The 17,640-nt window shown below is 69.8% G+C and carries 22 protein-coding genes and 1 pseudogene; 15 read left to right on the forward strand and 8 right to left on the reverse strand.

Going from position 1 to position 17,640, the window contains the following annotated elements:
* Both RMT89_RS34305 and RMT89_RS34310 read right to left on the reverse strand, forming a co-directional pair.
* A pseudogene (locus RMT89_RS34305) lies at window positions 1-324 on the reverse strand (hypothetical protein); the annotation flags it as partial.
* Window positions 321-992 (reverse strand): hypothetical protein, encoded by a 672-nt coding sequence (locus RMT89_RS34310; protein ID WP_315887657.1) that lies wholly within the window; start codon window positions 990-992, stop codon window positions 321-323. The gene RMT89_RS34310 and the pseudogene RMT89_RS34305, both read right to left, overlap by 4 nt.
* Before the next feature lie 339 nt (window positions 993-1,331).
* On the opposite strand from RMT89_RS34310, the gene RMT89_RS34315 reads away from it, so the two are divergent.
* From RMT89_RS34315 to RMT89_RS34325, 3 genes are all read left to right on the forward strand, one after another.
* Entirely contained in the window at window positions 1,332-1,772 is a 441-nt protein-coding gene (locus RMT89_RS34315) for a hypothetical protein (protein WP_315887658.1), read from the forward strand.
* Between the two features lie 66 nt (window positions 1,773-1,838).
* Window positions 1,839-2,120 carry an Arc family DNA-binding protein gene (locus RMT89_RS34320; RefSeq protein WP_315887659.1) on the forward strand — a complete coding sequence of 94 codons (282 nt, stop codon included), beginning with the start codon at window positions 1,839-1,841 and terminating at the stop codon, window positions 2,118-2,120.
* Window positions 2,117-2,509 (forward strand): hypothetical protein, encoded by a 393-nt coding sequence (locus RMT89_RS34325; protein ID WP_315887660.1) that lies wholly within the window; start codon window positions 2,117-2,119, stop codon window positions 2,507-2,509. Before RMT89_RS34320 ends, RMT89_RS34325 begins: the two co-directional genes overlap by 4 nt.
* Window positions 2,510-2,517: 8 nt before the next feature.
* Here RMT89_RS34325 and RMT89_RS34330 read toward each other — a convergent pair whose 3' ends face one another.
* The 5 genes from RMT89_RS34330 to RMT89_RS34350 form a co-directional block, all read right to left on the reverse strand.
* On the reverse strand, window positions 2,518-3,714 hold the full coding sequence (locus RMT89_RS34330) for a hypothetical protein (RefSeq protein WP_315887661.1): 1,197 nt from the start codon (window positions 3,712-3,714) through the stop codon (window positions 2,518-2,520).
* Window positions 3,704-5,563: a hypothetical protein gene (locus tag RMT89_RS34335; protein WP_315887662.1), complete on the reverse strand. Its 1,860-nt coding sequence runs from the start codon at window positions 5,561-5,563 to the stop codon at window positions 3,704-3,706. Before RMT89_RS34335 ends, RMT89_RS34330 begins: the two co-directional genes overlap by 11 nt.
* Window positions 5,564-5,808: 245 nt before the next feature.
* The gene (locus RMT89_RS34340) at window positions 5,809-6,699 is read right to left on the reverse strand and encodes a hypothetical protein (protein WP_315887663.1); all 891 of its coding nucleotides are present in this window, start codon (window positions 6,697-6,699) and stop codon (window positions 5,809-5,811) included.
* A gap of 75 nt (window positions 6,700-6,774) precedes the next feature.
* Window positions 6,775-7,482: a hypothetical protein gene (locus tag RMT89_RS34345; RefSeq protein WP_315887664.1), complete on the reverse strand. Its 708-nt coding sequence runs from the start codon at window positions 7,480-7,482 to the stop codon at window positions 6,775-6,777.
* A 27-nt stretch (window positions 7,483-7,509) separates the two neighbouring features.
* Entirely contained in the window at window positions 7,510-8,358 is an 849-nt protein-coding gene (locus tag RMT89_RS34350; RefSeq protein ID WP_315887665.1) for a hypothetical protein, read from the reverse strand.
* A gap of 387 nt (window positions 8,359-8,745) precedes the next feature.
* Between RMT89_RS34350 and RMT89_RS34355 the strand changes: the two genes are divergently transcribed.
* From RMT89_RS34355 to RMT89_RS34395, 9 genes are read left to right on the forward strand one after another with little or no spacing between them, the layout of a single operon-like run.
* Window positions 8,746-9,477 (forward strand): hypothetical protein, encoded by a 732-nt coding sequence (locus tag RMT89_RS34355; protein WP_315887666.1) that lies wholly within the window; start codon window positions 8,746-8,748, stop codon window positions 9,475-9,477.
* A 17-nt stretch (window positions 9,478-9,494) separates the two neighbouring features.
* Complete coding sequence (locus RMT89_RS34360; protein WP_315887667.1) at window positions 9,495-10,328, forward strand: hypothetical protein; 834 nt, start codon at window positions 9,495-9,497, stop codon at window positions 10,326-10,328.
* Window positions 10,325-11,632, forward strand: a complete 1,308-nt coding sequence (locus RMT89_RS34365; protein WP_315887668.1) for an ATPase, T2SS/T4P/T4SS family — start codon at window positions 10,325-10,327, stop codon at window positions 11,630-11,632. The genes RMT89_RS34360 and RMT89_RS34365 overlap by 4 nt, the downstream gene beginning before the upstream one ends.
* Before the next feature lie 4 nt (window positions 11,633-11,636).
* Window positions 11,637-12,608 carry a type II secretion system F family protein gene (locus RMT89_RS34370; protein ID WP_315887669.1) on the forward strand — a complete coding sequence of 324 codons (972 nt, stop codon included), beginning with the start codon at window positions 11,637-11,639 and terminating at the stop codon, window positions 12,606-12,608.
* An 11-nt stretch (window positions 12,609-12,619) separates the two neighbouring features.
* A complete protein-coding gene (locus RMT89_RS34375) occupies window positions 12,620-13,528 on the forward strand; it encodes a type II secretion system F family protein (protein ID WP_315887690.1) in 909 nt (302 codons plus the stop codon).
* A gap of 32 nt (window positions 13,529-13,560) precedes the next feature.
* The gene (locus tag RMT89_RS34380; protein WP_015658575.1) at window positions 13,561-13,812 is read left to right on the forward strand and encodes a hypothetical protein; all 252 of its coding nucleotides are present in this window, start codon (window positions 13,561-13,563) and stop codon (window positions 13,810-13,812) included.
* Between the two features lie 26 nt (window positions 13,813-13,838).
* A complete protein-coding gene (locus RMT89_RS34385) occupies window positions 13,839-14,276 on the forward strand; it encodes a pilus assembly protein (protein WP_315887691.1) in 438 nt (145 codons plus the stop codon).
* The gene (locus tag RMT89_RS34390) at window positions 14,276-14,686 is read left to right on the forward strand and encodes a TadE/TadG family type IV pilus assembly protein (protein ID WP_315887670.1); all 411 of its coding nucleotides are present in this window, start codon (window positions 14,276-14,278) and stop codon (window positions 14,684-14,686) included. Before RMT89_RS34385 ends, RMT89_RS34390 begins: the two co-directional genes overlap by 1 nt.
* Before the next feature lie 29 nt (window positions 14,687-14,715).
* Window positions 14,716-15,132, forward strand: a complete 417-nt coding sequence (locus tag RMT89_RS34395) for a pilus assembly protein TadG-related protein (RefSeq protein WP_315887692.1) — start codon at window positions 14,716-14,718, stop codon at window positions 15,130-15,132.
* Between the two features lie 6 nt (window positions 15,133-15,138).
* On the opposite strand, the gene RMT89_RS34400 is transcribed toward RMT89_RS34395, so the two are convergent.
* Entirely contained in the window at window positions 15,139-15,474 is a 336-nt protein-coding gene (locus RMT89_RS34400; RefSeq protein ID WP_315887671.1) for a hypothetical protein, read from the reverse strand.
* 72 nt (window positions 15,475-15,546) lie between these two features.
* Between RMT89_RS34400 and RMT89_RS34405 the strand changes: the two genes are divergently transcribed.
* From RMT89_RS34405 to RMT89_RS34415, 3 genes are all read left to right on the forward strand, one after another.
* Entirely contained in the window at window positions 15,547-16,200 is a 654-nt protein-coding gene (locus tag RMT89_RS34405; RefSeq protein ID WP_315887672.1) for a hypothetical protein, read from the forward strand.
* Window positions 16,197-16,847, forward strand: a complete 651-nt coding sequence (locus tag RMT89_RS34410) for a hypothetical protein (RefSeq protein WP_315887673.1) — start codon at window positions 16,197-16,199, stop codon at window positions 16,845-16,847. The genes RMT89_RS34405 and RMT89_RS34410 overlap by 4 nt, the downstream gene beginning before the upstream one ends.
* A 208-nt stretch (window positions 16,848-17,055) precedes the next feature.
* The gene (locus RMT89_RS34415) at window positions 17,056-17,469 is read left to right on the forward strand and encodes a hypothetical protein (RefSeq protein ID WP_315887674.1); all 414 of its coding nucleotides are present in this window, start codon (window positions 17,056-17,058) and stop codon (window positions 17,467-17,469) included.
* Window positions 17,470-17,640 lie beyond the last annotated feature (171 nt).

Genomic DNA, 17,640 nt, shown 5'->3' on the forward strand with positions numbered 1-17,640 from the left:
GCTCTCGATGTCCGTGGACATCTTCTTCTTGAAGTCCTTGGCGCCGAGGTAGGGGGCGTACCAGCAGGGCGGGGGCGCCCAGTTGACGTCGGCGGACGTCACGTTGCCGGTGCCGCCGTTCTTGGCGACGGATCCGGAGTACTGGATGCGGGCGGCGGCGTAGATGCCGTTGCCGTCGCCGCCGCCCGACTGCTCTGTGGTGGCTCCATTGCCGTTGCTCGACGGTTCTGCCGAGTAGGCGGGTTCCGTGAGGGCGGTCACGCCGAAGGTCAGTGTCAGGGCAGCGATGCCGGCGCTGAGTGCCGTATGCCGTGGCCCGTTCATCGGCACTGCTCCGCCTTCGTCTCGACGAACACCTTGGATGCTTGCCACAGTTCGTCACCCGTCGGGACCTTGACCATGATGATCTTGAAGTGGTCGTAGTCCGCGATGCTGGGATCGCTCTTCAGGACCTTCCCGGTCTTGATCTCTTTGCCATAGAACTTGCTGGAGTCCACACAGAACGCCACCTCAACTGAGGTGCCGTTCGCGGCGGATCGGGTTGTGGCCTGGTAATGACGCCGAGTGCCCGTGGCCGTCCAACCGCCTTCGACCCTGTCGTCGATCTGCGTCTTCGCATAGCTCAGGCCCCCGCCCGTGGAGTAGGCAGTCACGGCCGCGACCTTGGACGTGCGCTTGTCGACGCCGTGGTAAATGGCGCGGACATAGTTCGCGGCGTCATCCATAGCCGCCGCCTCGTTCGTGTCCTTCGGCTTCTCCCAGTCGAAGACCAGGTTCATGTCCTTGGGCAGGGATACGTCCACGCCGTCCGGCTTGTCCTCCGCTGGTGCGCCAGAGGCCGCCGCCGATTCCTTCGGCGTCGCCGATGCCTGTTCGGCTCCGGCGATCTTGTCGTTGTCGCTGGACTTGTCGTCCTCGCTGCCACACGCTGTCAGCAGCAGAGCCGCTGTCGCGGCGAGCGCGGCAGCAACGGGCAAAGAGCGGCGCTTCACAGTGGACTCCCCGTGAGATACAGATGCAGTTGAGAGCACTGACGGTATCTGTGGGGCTGGTGGGTTCGCCAGGCTGAACCTCCCCCGGCACATGGTCATTTGGGGAACTACCGGTGCAAATCGTGCGGCGGCTGTGTCCTGATCGTATCCGCTGGGGAGGGACGTCCGTCTCGGAGATCCGAGGGGCGTTTCTGGTCGAGTCCGACCCGCCCGCTTCGCGGAAGCTATCGGCCGGTGGGTCGCCGGCATCCGCGGCGGTTGCCTACGCTGCCGCCCATGGTCTACGTCTCTCCTCGCGTCCTCCAAGGAAGCCGCCGTCACCGTTTGGCGGTCGGCGTCATGTTGTTCCTTATCTGGCTCCTCCTCGGGGTGGTCATGACCTCTATGGCCGTCGGCCTGCGGGGCGTTGACGTCCTGGGGAAGGTCGGGCTCGCGGCGGGAGCCGTCAGTTCGTATCTGCTCGTGTGGTGGTCAGGCCGCTACTGGTACGCCGCCTTTTGCGACGGTCGGCGGGGCGAGGCCGTCGAGGAGCCCGATCCTTGGCCCTGGTGTCTGCCGGGGGTTCTCATCGGGGTGACGCTCGCTGTCGCTGGGGTGCGTGCCCTCAACCAGGGTGACGGCAGTGGGTGGTTCAGCCTCGGGTTCGCCGGACTGCTCGGCCTGCCGTCCCTGTTGGGGCTCGTCGTCGGCGTAGGAATGCGGCGCGTCGCACAGGTGCCCGTGGCGCCGCCGGCCGAGCCGCCTCGGCCTCGTCGGGACTGGGGCCCTATCGGGAGGTGACGGGGTCTCCCCGGTCCCACCGCCCCAAGAAGCGCGCATGACGTATACGCGACGTATACTCAAGGCATGGCTGACGTGATGATCCGTGTCCCCGCCGAAGTCCGTGACCAGCTCGCCGCCGTGGCCGAGGCGCGTGGGACCAGCCTGCGGGCCCTGATGCAGGAGATAGCGGCTCAGACGCTCACTCCTGAGCAGATCAAGGCGCGGGCCGAGCGCACCCGCGTGCTGCTGGCCGAGCGGTTCGGGCACTACGTCACGGACGAGGAGTCCGCCGAGATGCGTCGCAGGATGCGTGACGCCACGGCTGCTCATCGGGCTGCTCTCGCGGAGGGGGAGCGACCCCGTTGAGCCAGATCGAACACTTCGTCCTCGATGCGCCGACGCTCCTCGTGATGGGCGGCAACAAGCAGGTCTCCGGCCTCATCCACGCCGCGGCGGACAGCGACGATGTCCGTCTGTGGGTGCCTGTGCTGTGTCTGCTGGAGGCCGAGCGCGACCGTGCGGGAATCGTGGAGCACGTCGGGGTGCTGGTCGACGTGCTCCGCGTGGTCGATGACGACTATGCGATGGCCGTGACCATCGCCGAACTGTGCCGTGGCGGTATCGCCTTCGGCATCGCAGCCGCCGTGCACGCCGCGCGGCCGAACCCGAGGGTGCCCGAAGGGGCGTTGGTGGCCACGGTCGTGCCCGAGGAGTATCGCGGGCTCGGGGTCGGGGTGATGGACCTCAACCGCTGACCTCCGGCTCAGGCGCGACTGCGCCTGAAGTCCCCGCGGGCCACCCTCCCCGCCAAGCTGTCCCCGCCCCGAAGCAGCGAACCGTACCCCGTAGCCGCCCAAAAGCTCCCCGGCACCTCGAAGTACGGGACCGCGTCGCCGTCCACGAGGACCTCGGGGGAGCGGCGGGTCCGCGTGGCCGCCCCACACGGGGTGCAGGCGGCCACCCGCACGCGTTCTCGGCGCCCCAGCGGGCGCCACGTCACAAGGCGCGTTCCTCGGCCGTGCAGGGGGTTGAAGAAACACAGGGGAAGGGGGTCGGGGGCGTTCGCCAGGGCGTTCCGGCCCTCCGTCACCAGGGCCAGGACGCCCGCCAGGTCCGGCAGACCCCGGGCCGCGTCCAGGACCGTGCCTGCCGCGGCGTACGCGTCCAGGGCGCGTCGCAGGCCCGGCGCCGCCGAGTCCGTCGTACGCGCCGACTCGCCCAGCGCGACGACCTCCGCCTCCGCCCGGCGGCGCAGCGCGTCCTCGTCCGCGGCGCGGGCGGCCGCGAACAGGGCGGATACAGGGGTCCTACGGCGATGGCGTACGAGGAGCAGCAGGGCACTCAGCGCCACTGCCGCCACTGCCGCCACCGCCAGCCGAGTCGGCCATGAGCTGTCGGCTTCCGTCCGCTCCGGCTCGGGGCTCGCCTCCAGGTCGCCCATCGCCTCCTCGTACACCTTCGTCCCGTCCCCCCGCGCCACCAGCTCCACCGCCTTCGACGTCAGCTCAGCCAGTCCCGCCTCCCGCATCTCGTCCAGGAGGCCGGCCGCGGCCACCGCGTCGGCGGTCTGGTGGGTGTCCGCGGGCCACTCGTAGCCGTTGAGGGAGTCCGTGAAGGTGCCGTCCGTCGTGATGAGGATCAGTTCGCGCTGGGGGAGACGGTCGCGGACCACCTCCGCCAGGACGTCGGGCTCTCCGCCGAAGTCGTCGCCCTTGGTGAGGGGCGTGAGCACCACCTTGATGGGCAGGCCGGTTCGGTCGATCTCCTTCGCCAACTCCCGTTGCCGGGACGGCGGTACGGCTGTGGCGTACGACGCGTCCACGTAGACCGAGGAGGCGCGCAACGCGTTCGCGATGCGTTCGCCGGCGCTCGGGCCGTCGGAGGCCCCGGCGGTCGTGGCCGGGAGCAGCGTCAGCAGCGGCACCGCAAAGGCCGTGACTGCCGCCCGGCTACGGGACACCGACCGTCTCCTTCACCTTCTCGACCAGCCGGCCGATGCCGTCCGGTACGACACTCAGCAGCTCGCCGGCCTCCTCGTAAGGCACGCGCGGGCCGGACGGGCCGGGGAGGGTCAGCATCAGCGTGTGGAGGGTTGCCGGCGCCGCGATCGCCGTGTCCCGGCACCGCCCGCAGACGTGCAGCAGGCGCCGCTGCCTGCCCTCCGCGGAGACCCGCACGTGATGGCGGTTGACCGCCGGTCCGTGCAGTGGGTTGACCGCGCAGCAGCGGTTGTACGACGTGCGCGCGAGCGCGGCGCGGCCCGCACGGGCGAGCACGATGACCGCGACCAGGGTGGCGGCATCCGTCGCGGGGTCCTGGACACGGCGGGTGTCGCCGTCGATGAGCAGCATCGCCGCGTCGAATCGGTCCCCGGGCCGGCTGTCGTTCGGATCGGCGGCCCGCCCGGACGCGAAGTCGCCTGTCAGCGCCCGGAGTTCGACTCGCGCCATAGCGCGCAGATACGCCATCGAAGGCTCCGTCGGCGACACCTCCGGCAGCGTCTTCGTCGCGGGCGGCTCCGGCCTGCGGCGTCGCAGCACCCTGCCGATGACTGCCACCACGCCCGCCAGCAGCCCGTACAGCAGCCCCGCGGCGAGGACGCCCATGAACAGCCCCGGCGAGAGGTCGGTGCCGAACAGGGGCGGCAGTTCGTCCTCGGTGACGGGGTTCGAGACCGGGTACGGGTCTCCGGCGTTCTCCGGTTCGTCGGTGCGCGGGGCCTTGTCGAGGAAGGTCATCAGGGCGTCGAGACGCTCACCGAGGAGGTGATCGTCGGCCTCGTCCGCCTTGTCGTCGCCGTAGCCGATGGACTCCGGCAGGCTGAGCATGAGGTTCAGACTGTCCAGTCGTAGACCGTGGTTGAAGACCTCGATATAGCCGCCGAGCGGGTCGGCGACGACGTACACCCCGTCCTCGCCCAGCTTGTCGTGGACCGCGGCCGCGAACGCCTCCTCGTCCCCCTCGGACTCGTCCTCCAGCAGCTGCGGTACGACGGCGACGAACACCGGACCGCCGCCCTCGGACTTCTCGAACTTCTCGATACGGCTGTGCAGACGGGCCAGTTGGGCGGCGTCCAGGATCCGGGGGCTCTCCGGGTCCGCGTACACCGGGTCCTCGGCCAGGCCCTGCGCGACCCGGTCGACGCGGGCGTTGAGATCGATCGCCCTGGGGCGGGGGGACGCGCTCGACGTGGTCTGGTCGAAGGTGACGCTCGCGGCCACGGGGACGGCGACGGCGGCGGCCAGGGCCAGGGCGGGCCCGGTCCAGCGCGGGGCCCGGCGGGGGGCTTTCCGGCCGGTGAGATTCTTCCGCCACCGGCCGACAGCGGGGAACAGCAGGAGGATCAGCACCGGTACGCCCGTGAGGAGCATCCCCGTGACGAACGACTGGTTCTCCCGGTCCGACGGCCCGATGTACATCTCCTCGGGCTCGCTGTCCGCGTACTTCTCCCGCGCCGCCTCCGCCCGAGCCGCCGCCTTCTCGCCGCCCTCGGCGATGACCTCGGCGAACAGCTCGAACTTGCGCAACGGCCCCGCGTCGTAGGGGAGTTCGTACAGGCAGACCGTGAGGGCGTCGTCGGCCGGGGCGGTGACCCCGAAAGCCATGGCGTACGAGACCGAGGACTCGTCGATGACGACGTACAGCCCGTCCCGGCCCAGCCGGTCGTGCACCGCGCCGAGCAGGCCCTCTCCGTTCGCCGCCATGCTCGGCAGGACGAGGACGTACGTGGGAACCCCCGTACCCTTCGCCACCCTGGCGAAGTCGCGGGCCATGGACTTCGGTACCTCGCGCGGAAGTTGGTCGGTCACATAGACCGGGTTCTCGCGGAGCCGGTCGGCGAGGTAGGCCGCCTGCGTGTCGGTGGCCGCACGGGCCGGGGTAGCTGCGGCAAATGCGGCGAACAGGACTGTACAGAGTGCCAGAACCGCTCGTACGTACCCTCTGCCCGTCGTTCTCACTGTCGCCTCCCCCGTACGCGGCCCGCAGTCACTCGCGGCACTCTACTGAGGCCTTCGCTGCTGCGAAACCGCGCCCTGACGGGGAGGAACGACGATCAGGCTTCGGAGTCCGTGAACAGCTCGTCGACGGTGTCCACCGTCACGGCCCGGGTGAGCCAGGTGCGGAGTGCGTCCAGGTCGGTGCAGGAGGTGATCCGCCGGCGCGCCGCCTCCGTGACCTCGATGCCGCGCGTGCCGAGGATCAGGAGGACGTCCTCGGCGCGGCCCTCGGCGCGGCCCTCGGCGCGGCCCTCGGCCCGCAAGCGCTGGGAGGTCTCGGAGCGGAAGAAGGAGAGGTCCACGGACATCAGTTGCCTCCAGGTCTCGGCGGCCATGGCTTTGCCGAGGCCGAGTTCGGTGAGCTCGGCGAAGATCCTTGCGGTCTCCTCGTCGATGGTCTTCAGGGCGACAGCCAGGGCCTTCAGTATGGCAGGGGCGTTCGGATCCTTGCCATGCGTGATGGCGCTCAGGGTCGCGAGGGGGATGTCACGGGCCGCGGCGGACGGATCCGTGATGACGGGGACGTTGTGGGGGCCGAGGACGAGCGCGCGCAGGGTGAGCGTGGGCCACTGCGGGGGCCCGATCTTGAACGGCTTCGAGGCCCACGCGGCGGTGCGCCTGTCCTGGCACGTCACGAGAAGGATCGGAGGGATGCCGTACTTCTCGCGAAGGTGCGCGACGTAGTAGGCCCAGCTGGTGGGCTTCCGCGGGTCCTGCTCGCCCTGTGCCTCGACGATCAGGAGGTGGCTCTCGCCCGACTCGGTGTCGATCCTCAGGAGAGTGTCCACGCGCCGTTCCGTGGGCTTGATCTCGGTGAGGTCCGTGGGCATCAGGGACACGGCGACAGGGTCGGGGAAGGGGAGGTCGAGGGTCCGGAAGGTCCGGGCGAAGACACCCGGATCCTCCTGGAAGATGCGATGCATCGCCTCGTGGGATGAGCTGACCATGCGACCGAAGCTAGGTGGGGCGCTGCAAAGCCGTCCGGCATATCCCGCCGATTCACACGTTCGCGTGAAGCGCGATCAGCCCAGCTTCCCGTTCTGGGCCCTCACCACCGACGTCGCCAACTGGGCCTCGCTCGGCTGTGCGCTCGCGATGGCCGAGCCGTTCACCGCGAAGTAGGCGGCGATCACGTCGCCGCTGCGGACCGCCTGAGTGCGCAGGACATGTGAGGCGCCCCGGAAGGTCATCGTGGACTTGAACGCGAGCGTCTCGTCGCCGGCCGTCGAGGCCTTCTCGGCGGTGACCGAGTCGTACGCGCTGGTGTCGCCGTTCGCCTTCGCCGTGAAGCCGCCGCCGCAGGAGTCGATCGCCTTCGAGAGGCCTGCCATGGCTGACTCCGCGTCGCCGTTCGTCCCGTACGCCGCGAGCGCGATGTATGTGGCCGTCGTGCCGGTCGACGTGTAGCGGGCGAGGTCCGCCTCCGCCTCGCCGAGCGGAAGTTGGTTCATCGCGTACGCCAGCGGCGCGCAGACCGGCTTGTCGAGGGTCACCTCGTCCTGTGACTTGGCGAAGAGGAACTGAGGGTCGAGCTTCTGCACCGTCTCGCCGTCGAGGTCGGCGTCGGTGACCATCAGCTTCGCCAGTCGTTCCGCCGGGCTCACCTGCTTCGCCTGTGCGGACGAGGGTGAGCTCTCCGGCTTCGCGTCCGTGCCGCTCTCGTCCGAGTCCGAGCAGGCCGTCAGTACGGCGGTCAGGGACAGAGCGGCGGCCACGGCGGCTCGCTTCATGTGGGGGGCTCCTTCGGCCAAGGGGATCTACTCGTCTTCTTCCAGCAACTTCTTCAGCACCGGCGACAGCTCGGGGCCCCGCGCCCCCGCCGCCCGAGCCGCCGCCACTGTCCTGACGTACGCCTCCGCCTCCGCCCGCAGCGCCTGCTTCTCGTTGCCCTGGCGGCTGCCCGCCATCCAGACCACGATCGCGAGGGGGATCAGCGCGAGGAGGCCGTAGGCGAGGGGGACCTCATTGGACCAGGCCCAGCCCGCGCCGATCAGGCCGGCGAGCAGAAGGAGGCAGCCGGTCTCGTCGTGCCAGCCGCCCGTGTCGGCCGTCTCCTCGTAGCGGAGCACTGCGGCGGGTTTCGCGGCGACGTCCGCCGGCCGAGAGGGCGCGGCCTCCACCTTCGGATACGTCGGTATCGGCGCCCACCCCTTCCCGCTCCCGCCCGACGTCCGGCCCTCCAGCCACGCCGGTACATGCGTCAGCGGCAGGCCGTGGGCCCGGGCCACGCCCAGGACCTCGCGGTAGCCCGACAGCGCGGGATGGGTGAGTTCGCGCTTCCAGTGCACGCACAGGGCGGTCAGCGAGGTCACCGCCACCATGAGGAGTACGCCGGTGCCCAGCAGGGCCAGTTTCGCGGTGCGCTCCGGCAGTTCCGTCGCCGTCACCGGCAGGATCACCCCCGCCGTCAGCGTCAGGCCGCCCATCCACGCGAGCCAACCCCGCTGGGTCGCCCGCATCGCCCGCTGCCGCTCCGCGAACAGCGCCGTCACGGCCGCGTCGTTCGTGTAGTCCACTCCGTGCCGGGCGCCGATCGCGTGGGCCGCCGCCAGCACCCGGGCGTCCGTCGCGAGCAGCGCTCCGCTGATGGGTGTCCTGTTCGTCACGATCGACGATCATGACACGGCCGTTCCCCGCTCTCGTGAGTGAATCGTGCAGGCCTCATGGCCACTGTGTGACGAACGGACCGCGCGGGCCCGGCACGCCTTCGCTCTCGCACAGGAAGACGCAGCTCACAGCCGCGTGCACAACTGGGTCACGGGGGCTTCCAGTTGCGGATGGGTAACAGTCCAGCCACCGATCCCTACGGGAACGGGCGCGCCTTGAGGGGCTTATGAGCGGCTGATACGGTGCGATGGCTTGACACTCACCCCAGCTGCTGACTATCCGCGCAGGACGCGACGATGAAGCAGGAAGACGGATGAAGTGTCCGGAATTACAGAGAATTTGACAGTCGTGGCAGACAATTTCTTGGGTGTACGGGGAGCGGTTGCGTGAAGATCCAAGAGCGTACGGGGGCGGGCGCGGGACGTTCCGCCGCTCCGGCTCAGCCTTCGGTCGGTGACCGGCTTCCCACCCCTCCTCGCGAGCGCAAACCCGCGCTGGCCGCGCTGGCGGTGCTGCTCATCCTGGTCGGGGCGCTGGGCGCGACGATGCTCGTGCTGCAGGCCGGTGACCGGGTCGAGGTCGTGAAGATCACCAAGGAGATCCCGGCCGGCGGGTCCGTCTCCGACGACAACGTGACGTCCGTCATGGTCGCCGAGGACAGCAGCATCCACTACATCGAGTGGCGCCTCCTGGACGACCTGAAGAAGCTCAAGGCCGTCAACACCATCCCGGCCGGAGTCGTCCCCGTCGGCGAGATGTTCAGCGAGGAGACCGGCGTCGCCCAGGGCAAGGCCACCGTAGGCCTCTCCCTCAAGGCCGGCCAGTACCCGACCGGTCTGGAGGCCGGTGACACCGTCGCCGCCTACCGCGTCGGCACCACCGCCGGCTCCAGCTCCAACGACGAGGACAGCGGCGGCTCCACCTCCACGGGTGGCAGCGGCGGCGCCATCGTCGACCAGGCCGTCGTCGCCTCGGTGCCGGAGGGCAACGGCGACGACCTCGTCGGCAGCACCAACCTCGCGCTCACCCTGACAGTCGACGCCGACGCCGCCGCCGCGCTCGCCCAGGCCGCGTCCAACGGCGAAGTGGCCCTCGTGCGCGTCCCGAGCAGCAACTAGAAGGCGGCACAAACCCCATGGCGCTCATCGCTCTCGCCGCCGACAAGGGTTCCCCCGGCGTCACCACCGCGGCCGTCGCCCTCTCGGCGGTCTGGCCGCGCCGCGTCCTGCTCGCCGAGACCGACCCGGCGGGCGGCGACCTGGTGTACCGCAGTGCCGCCGCGCACGGCGGGCCGCTCAACCCGAACACCGGCATGCTCTCCATAGCCGCCACCGCGCGACGCGGGCTCGTCCCCGACCAACTCTGGGACCACGTCCAGCCGTTGAGCGGCGGACTTGAGGTTCTCGTCGGACTCGGCATCGCCGAGCAGGCCGCCGGTCTCGCGGGCCTGTGGCCGACCCTCGGCCACGCCTTCTCCACCCTCGCCGACTCCCCGAACGCGCCCGCCGACGTCATCGCCGACTGCGGAAGGATCAGCGGCGACACCCCGGCCGTGGAGCTGTTCCCGCACGCCGCCCTCGTCCTGCTGATCAGCCGTACCGAACCCGAGGCCATCGCCCGGGTCCGGGACCGTGCCGCCGCCCTCGCCACCAAGCTGCACGGCGGCCCGCGCGGCGCCGCGAGCCTCGCCACCCCGCTGATCGGGGTCGTGCTGATCGCCGACCCGGGCGACGCGTCCAAGATCGCGGGTCAGGTCAACGACATGCTCGTGCACGCCCAGACCGGCGCCCGGGTCGTCGGCACCATCGCCGAGGACCCCACCGGCGCCGACCAGCTGGCCGGCCGTAAGCGCGGACGCCTCGACAAGTCGCTGCTGATCCGCTCGGCCCGCAAGGTCGCCGCCGACATCTACCAGCAGTACGGCGCCGCCTGGGCCCACCATGCCCAGATGAACGGCCAGCCGCGGTGAGCGCTGTCGACCATCTGCTCGTCAAGCGGTTCCGGCAGGAGGCCGGTGACCGTATCGCCGAGCAGCGCCGTCTGGACCAGGTCAGCGGTGTCACCCCGATGTCCAGCGAGGACGAGCGGCAGTACGCCCGTGCCGTCATCGCGCAGATATTGGAGGAGTACGCCCGCACCGAGATCAACGCCGGGCGTACCCCGCTGGACGCGGAGACCGAGGAGCAGTACGCGGCCGCCGTGCACGCCGCCCTGTTCGGCGTGGGGCGCCTGCAGCCGCTCCTGGACAACCCCGAGGTCGAGAACATCGACATCAACGGGTGCGACCAGGTCTTCGTCGGCTACAGCGACGGCCGTGAGGTCAAGGGCGACCCGGTCGCGGAGTCCGACGAGGAGCTCATCGAGCTCATCCAGGTGCTCGGCGCCTACTCCGGTCTGTCGTCCCGGCCCTTCGACTCCGCCAACCCCCAGCTCGACCTGCGGCTGCCGGACGGTTCCCGGCTGTCGGCCGTCATGGACGTCGCCCGGCGGCCCGCGCTGTCCATCCGTCGCGCGCGCATGGGCAAGGTGTTCATCTCGGATCTGGTCGGGAACGGCACGCTGACCCCCGAGGTCGGCCACTTCCTCGCCTGCGCGGTCCGCGCCCGCAAGAACATCATGATCGCCGGCGCCACCAACGCCGGTAAGACGACGCTGCTGCGGGCCCTCGCCAACGAGATCCCGGGACACGAACGCCTCATCACCGTCGAGCGCGCCCTGGAGCTCGGGCTCGACACCTTCCCCGAACTCCACCCGAACGTCGTGGCGTTCGAGGAGCGGCTGCCCAACTCCGAGGGGCAGGGCGCCATCACCATGGCCGAACTGGTGCGCCGTAGCCTCCGTATGAACCCCTCCCGCGTCATCGTCGGTGAGGTGCTCGGCGACGAGATCGTGACCATGCTCAACGCGATGTCGCAGGGCAACGACGGCTCGCTGTCCACGATCCACGCCAACAGCTCCAGCGAGGTCTTCAACCGTATTTCCACCTACGCGCTGCAGGCGACGGAGCGACTGCCCATCGAGGCCAGCCAGATGCTGATCGCGGGCGCGGTGAACTTCGTCGTCTTCATCCAGCGGCGCAACAACTACCAGAGCGGCGGCCGCCTCCAGCGCATGGTCACCTCCATCCGCGAGGTCAACGGCGTCGACGGCCGCGTGCTGTCCAGCGAGGTCTTCGCAGAGGCGCCGGACGGCCGTGTCGTACCGCATGCTCCGCTCGCCTGCCTGGAGGACCTGATGGCGCACGGTTACCGGCCCGCCGGAACGTGGGGGTGAGCACATGACTGGACTCGGCTCCATGGGCGGCCTCTTCTCCACGACCGTCCTGTACGCGCTGGCCTGCGGTGTCGCCGTCGGCGGCGGGCTCGCGCTGCTCCTGATCGCCGTACGCGGACTGCCCGCCAAGCCCGAGCACGAGAGGCAGAAGGCGAGCGAGCGCGCCAACGAGCTGATCCGGTTCGCCGGTCAGCGCGGGTCGCTCGCCGCGGGCGTAGGCCTCGTCGTGCTGCTGCTCACGCGGTGGGCGGTGCTCGGGATCGCGGCCGGCATCCTCGTCTTCTTCTGGGACCGGCTGTTCGGCGGAGCCGCCGAGGAGCGGGCCGCCATGAAGCGCGTGGAGGCCCTCGCCTCCTGGACGGAGTCGCTGCGCGACACCATCGCCGGCGCGGTCGGCCTGGAGCAGGCCATCCCCGCGTCCGCGCGGGCCGCGGCCCCGGTGCTGCGGCCGCATCTCGACGCGCTCGTCGACCGGCTGCGCGCCCGCACCCCGCTGCCGGACGCGCTGCAGCAGCTCGCCGACGAGATCGACGACGCCTCCGCCGACATCATCGTCGCGGCCCTCATCCTCAACGCCCGTCTGCGCGGCCCCGGTCTGCGCCAGGTGCTCGGCGCGCTCGCCAAGTCGGCCCGTGAAGAGGTCGACATGCGGCAGCGCGTGATGGCCCAGCGGGCGTCCACGCGGCGCTCGGTGCAGATCGTCGTCGCGGTGTCCGTCGCCTTCGTGCTCGGCCTGTCCATCTTCAACCGGGAGTTCGTCGAGCCCTACGGCGACCCGGTCGGGCAGCTCGTCCTCGCCTGCGTCTGCGGCCTGTTCGCGCTCGGCTTCCTGTGGCTGCGCAAGCTGTCGACCATCGAGACGCCCGAGCGCTTCCTGGTGCGGGACGAGGCGTCGGTGCAGTTCGTGCGGCCGCGGACGCCTTCCAGCGGTCCCCAGCAGTCGCCGTTCCAGCCGGAAGAGGGGGCACGAAAGTGAGCGACGTGACGATGCCGATCATCGTCGGCGCGGTCTTCGGCCTGGGCATCTACGCCCTGGTCCGCGCCCTGATGCCGAGCAAGCGCAGCGCCGTCGCGCAGGTCGCGCGGATCGACGCGATGCGGGCGCGGGGAGCGGCGTACGAATCCGCCCGGACGACGCAGGACACGGGCCGGTTCTCCTCGACGCGGGCCGAAGTCGGCCGTCGAGTCGCCGAGTTCTATCTGCAGCAGGGGTGGGAACAGCGCTCGTTGCGGGCGGACCTCGCGGTGCTGGAGCGCAGCTGGGAGAAGTTCCTGGCGACGAAGGTGCTGCTGGGGGTGGCGGGCCTGTTCTTCGGCCCGTTCCTCTTCGCGGTGGTGTGGACCCTCGGCTTCGGCAGCAGCCCGATCATCCCGGTCTGGCTGGCCCTGCTCTTCGCGGTCCTCTTCTTCTTCCTCCCCGATGTGGAGGTACGGCGGGACGCGGCCGAGAAGCGACGCGACCTGCGGCGGGTGATCGGTGCCTACCTGGACCTGGTGTCGATGAGCCTGGCGGGCGGCCGGGGTCTCCCCGAGGCCCTGATGGCGGCGGCGGAGATCTCGGACGGCTGGGCCAACCAGCGCATCCGCAGCGCCCTCGCCGACGCCCGGATCACCGGCATCAGCCAGTGGCAGGCGCTCGGTTCGCTCGGCGAGGAGCTGGGGGTCGAGGAGCTCAAGGACCTCTCCGCCTCCCTGGCCCTGGTGGCCGACGACGGCGCGAAGGTCCGCGAATCCCTCGCCTCCCGCGCCGAGACCATGCGGCACCGCGAACTCGCCGAGATCGAGGGCAGCGCGGGCGAGAAGTCCCAGTCGATGCTCGTGGCGCAGCTGCTGTTGTGCGCCGGCTTCCTGGTGTTCCTGATCTATCCGGCCGCTATGCGTGTGTTCCAGGTCTGACGCCGACCAACCCTCTGAAAGGACAACTGACCATGACCGAACGGAACTTCCGCACCGGAATCCCGGCGGTGGACTTCCTCGTCACCTTCCTGCAGGGCCGCGTGCAGCGCGCCCGCTCCGGCGAACTGGACCGCGGTGCCTCCGCGGTGGAGTGGGTCATCATCTCCGCGGTCGTCGTGGCGATCGTCGGCGTGGTCGCCGCGATCATCAACCGCGCGCTGGAGGGTGGCGCCGAGAAGGTCGAGAACTGCATCAACGGGGCCAACCAGAGCGGCACCTGCTGAGACGGGGTACGGGGGTGCAGCGACGTATGCGGGCGTGGGTACGCCGTCGACGGGAGGAAGTCTCGGCGCGCGGCGACTCCGGCATGACCGCGATCGAGTTCGTGCTGCTGACCCCCGTCCTGTTCTTCATGATCTTCGCCACCGTGCAGTTCGCGCTGTACTTCTTCGCCGACCATGTGGCCCAGGCGGCCGCCCAGGCCGGTGCCCGCAAGGCCCGCGCGACGGCGGACGCCCAACCGGGTGGCTGGCGCGGCGAGGCCCGTACGGTCGTCAACAGCTACATCGACCAGCTGGGACCGGCGCTGGTGCTGTCGCCGGACGTGAGGATGCTCCAGCCGGAGCAGAACACCGTGGGCGTGGAGATCACCGCGAAGGTGCCGTCGGTGTTCCCGGGTCTGGACTTCACGGTGCACGCACAGTCGGCGGGGCCGGTGGAGCGGTTCGTGCCGGAGGGGGAGAACTGATGCGGTCCCTTCGGGAGGACCGGGGCCTGTCCACCATCGAGGTCGTGATCCTCGCCCCGGTGATGATGCTGTTCATCCTGGTGCTGGTCGCCTTCGGCCAACTCGTGGACGGGCGGGGCGCCTTGGACGGCGCCGCCCGTGACGCGGCCCGCGCGGGTTCGATCCAGAAGGACCACGGCACGGCGATGGCCGAGGCGCGCAAGGCGGCGGAGGCCAATCTGGCGGACGTGTGCTCGGGCCCGGTGACGGTGACGCAGACGAGCGCGGGCTTCGACCCGGAGGTGGACCCGCTGTTCTCGGTGCAGGTCAGCTGCAGGGTTCGTGGCCTGGCGATGCTCGGCCTGGACATCGACCCGACGATGGACGCGACGTTCAGCTCACCGCTGGACCCGTTCAGGAGGTCGGCGTGAAGCTCTGGCTCTCGGGCATCCGAGCGCGGATGGACGACCGCGGGTCGGGCGCGGGCGCGGTGATCATCTTCGCGCTGGTGTTCCTGTCTCTCTCGGCGTTCGTCATCGACGGAGGCATGTCCATCTCGAAGCGCGAACGGGCGGCCGACATCGCGGAACAGGCGGCCCGTTACGCCGCCCAGGACATCGACCGCGAGGCCCTCTACGACAACGAGGGCGGCCCCGCGCCGATCAACTACGAGAACTGCGACGCCCGCGTGAAGGCGTTCGCGCGCGAGATGGACATGTCCGGCGCGGACATCGCGGCGACGCACTGTGTCGTGGCGGACGTGGACCAGGTGCAGGTCGAGGTCCAGCTGACGTACTCGCCGGTCTTCACCGGCATGTTCTACGGCGGTGACGTGATCGTCCGCGGTGAGGCCGTGGCCGAGAACGAGGTGGGCTGACCGGGCTCAGTCCTTGTCCTTCTTGGGCCGCTTGTCCTCGGTCTTCATCGCGTCGTTGACCTGCTTGGTGAGCTCGTCGTCGAGCTTCTTGAACTCGCGGACCACGGCTTCGGACATGCCGGCGAGGGCGTCGAGCTGCTGGGAGATGTCCTCTCGGCCGTCCTCCCAGTTGGATTCGAAGTCGCCGAGGGCGCTGTTGACGGTGCCGTCGCCGATGTCGTCCTCGTACGCCTCGAACATCTTCTTGGTGTGGTTCATCCGGGTCTTGATGGACCGCAGCCGCCGGCCGTAGTCCTCAAGGTCGGTCAGCGGCAGCGAGAGGTCGCTCTTGCCCTTGCCCATGTGTTCGTCCCCCGACTGGTACTCGTAGGCTGATCGGCACCGTACATCGGACGAAGGGGGAAGGTCGACGTCATGGCCCGCTACATGGAGGCGCTCACGATCGAGCGCGGCGGTTTCCGGATCAAGGTTCCGGAGTCGTGGTGGGAGTTCGACGTCCGCCCGGAGTCCCGCGACGACTCGATCCGCCGCATGGTGAATGAACGGGTGGCGGGGAGTCCGGAGCTGTCCAAGTACCGGGACGTGTACACGGAGTTCCTCCGCAAGGCCGCCGCCGACGCCTGGAAGTCGGGCGCCCTGTACTGCGGCTGCATGGCGGAGAGCTTCGGCGGCGACACTCCGATCACGGGCTCGGTGACGGTGTCGCTGGTCGGCGGCCGCTCTGCCTCCGGCGAGCCGCTGTCGACGGACCCCACCGTCATGGCGAGCCAACTCGCCGTCAAGGAGGCGAAGAAGGAGGGCGACTCCTGGCGCAAGGTCACGACCGTCGACATCCCGGGCGTGGGCCCGGCGGCCCGGACGTACGGCATCGAGGACATCGTCGTACCGGACGACGCCCTGAAGCGCACGATCCGGGCGGTCCTGATGCAGACGTTCATCCCGGTACCGGGGCAGGAGGGGAAGGTGGCGCTGGTGGCGGGGAGCAGCCAGGTGCTGGATCTGGCGGAGTCGTTCTTCGACATCTTCGATGCGATTACGTCTACGTTCCGCTTCGCTGATCGGCGATGACGGAAAGAGCTGCGCCGCTTTCCGGGACAGGGCTCGCCTACGAGGTGTTCGCGCCGCTGTGGGGGATCCTGGAACTGGCTGCGGTGTCCGCTGCGGAGACGCGGTCCCTCAGGGACGTTTCGCTCGCGGACTTCGTGCAGGCTCATCGGGCCGAACTGGACGGAATTCTCGAAACTGTCCGTGTCATCGGCGACTTCTCCGCCGCCACCATGTCCATATTCGAGCGGCAGGGCGGGTGGAGCGAGGGGCGTGAGGTGACGGCCGAGTATCTGATGATGTACTCGGGTTGCATCGAAGGCTATCCGCCCGACACCGATGACCCTGTGGTGCTGGGACGCATGGTGCGTATGGGGGGTGACCTTCAGTCGGCCGTTCTCATGAACGCGTTGGTGGGCGCCGCCACAGTGCGCGGCCCTGGCGTGGAGAAGGCGCCGAGGCTGGTTGTCGATGCGGTGCGCGGGGCGGGTGCGTTGTTGGTCGGCGACGGCGAACAGTTCGCCCGGAATGCCTTCCGGATGTGGCGGATCGCCTTTCTGCCGGACATCCTGCGTCCGGACGCCCCGGCGCCGCCGGGGGTGAAGGAGATGCTCAGGACCTACGCCCATGCACTGGAGGCCCTGATCGACCCGTACACCCCCTTGGTTTGACAGCGAGGTCCGGCCTACGCCGTCGTCACGAACACCGGCCGTCGACGATTTCTGAGGAAGGAAAAGATCCATGGAGGGGTCGGGTGCGGAGGCCGTGCTCTCACGCCTCAAGGACCTGTGCCCCCCACCGCCCCGCCCTGCGGTCCAGCCAGTACGGCGGTCCGTTCGGGGAGGGCCCGGCCTGACCGTTCCCGCGAGCCACCGGGCGTTGACCAGCACCTACGGGGCGGGCTGTTTCGACGAATTTCTGTGGATCTTCGCGCAGGGCGCGTCCAACGGGCATCTCGACATCGCCGAGCAGACCGAGCAGATGTGCTCCCTCTTCCGAGACAGGGCGCTTCCCGGGCTTGGCCCGGTCCTGGACGAGTACCGGGCCGAACCGGGAGATCTCGTCCAGTGGGGTGTTACGGACAACGCAGATCTGCTCGCATGGCTCCCAGCGGGTGCCCCCGACGAGTGGCCGACCGTGATCATCCAGGCTGGCCGGCTCGGTGCGGTCGTAACTGCCCGCAGTTCGGCCGACACCGTCCTCGGGCTCCTCACCGGGGCCCTGCGCGTCCCCTTCTTCCCCGACGACTTTCCCGGCGAGCGGCCCGCCTTCTCGCCGGACCCGTACGACTGAGTCCGCGGATCCAACTGCTGACGGAGGTCGGCGAGCAGCGTGCGATGACGTTGAGCCTCGACTTCGCGGAGCGGGCGGTTGGCCTCCAGGCGGAGCTGCTCAGTCCCGACATGCGAGAGGCGTGTGCGGAGTACGTGGCCGCTGCCCGGGAGGCCCTACGGCTCGGCCGGG

The organism is Streptomyces sp. P17 (genome assembly GCF_032436805.1).
Taxonomy (GTDB): domain Bacteria; phylum Actinomycetota; class Actinomycetes; order Streptomycetales; family Streptomycetaceae; genus Streptomyces.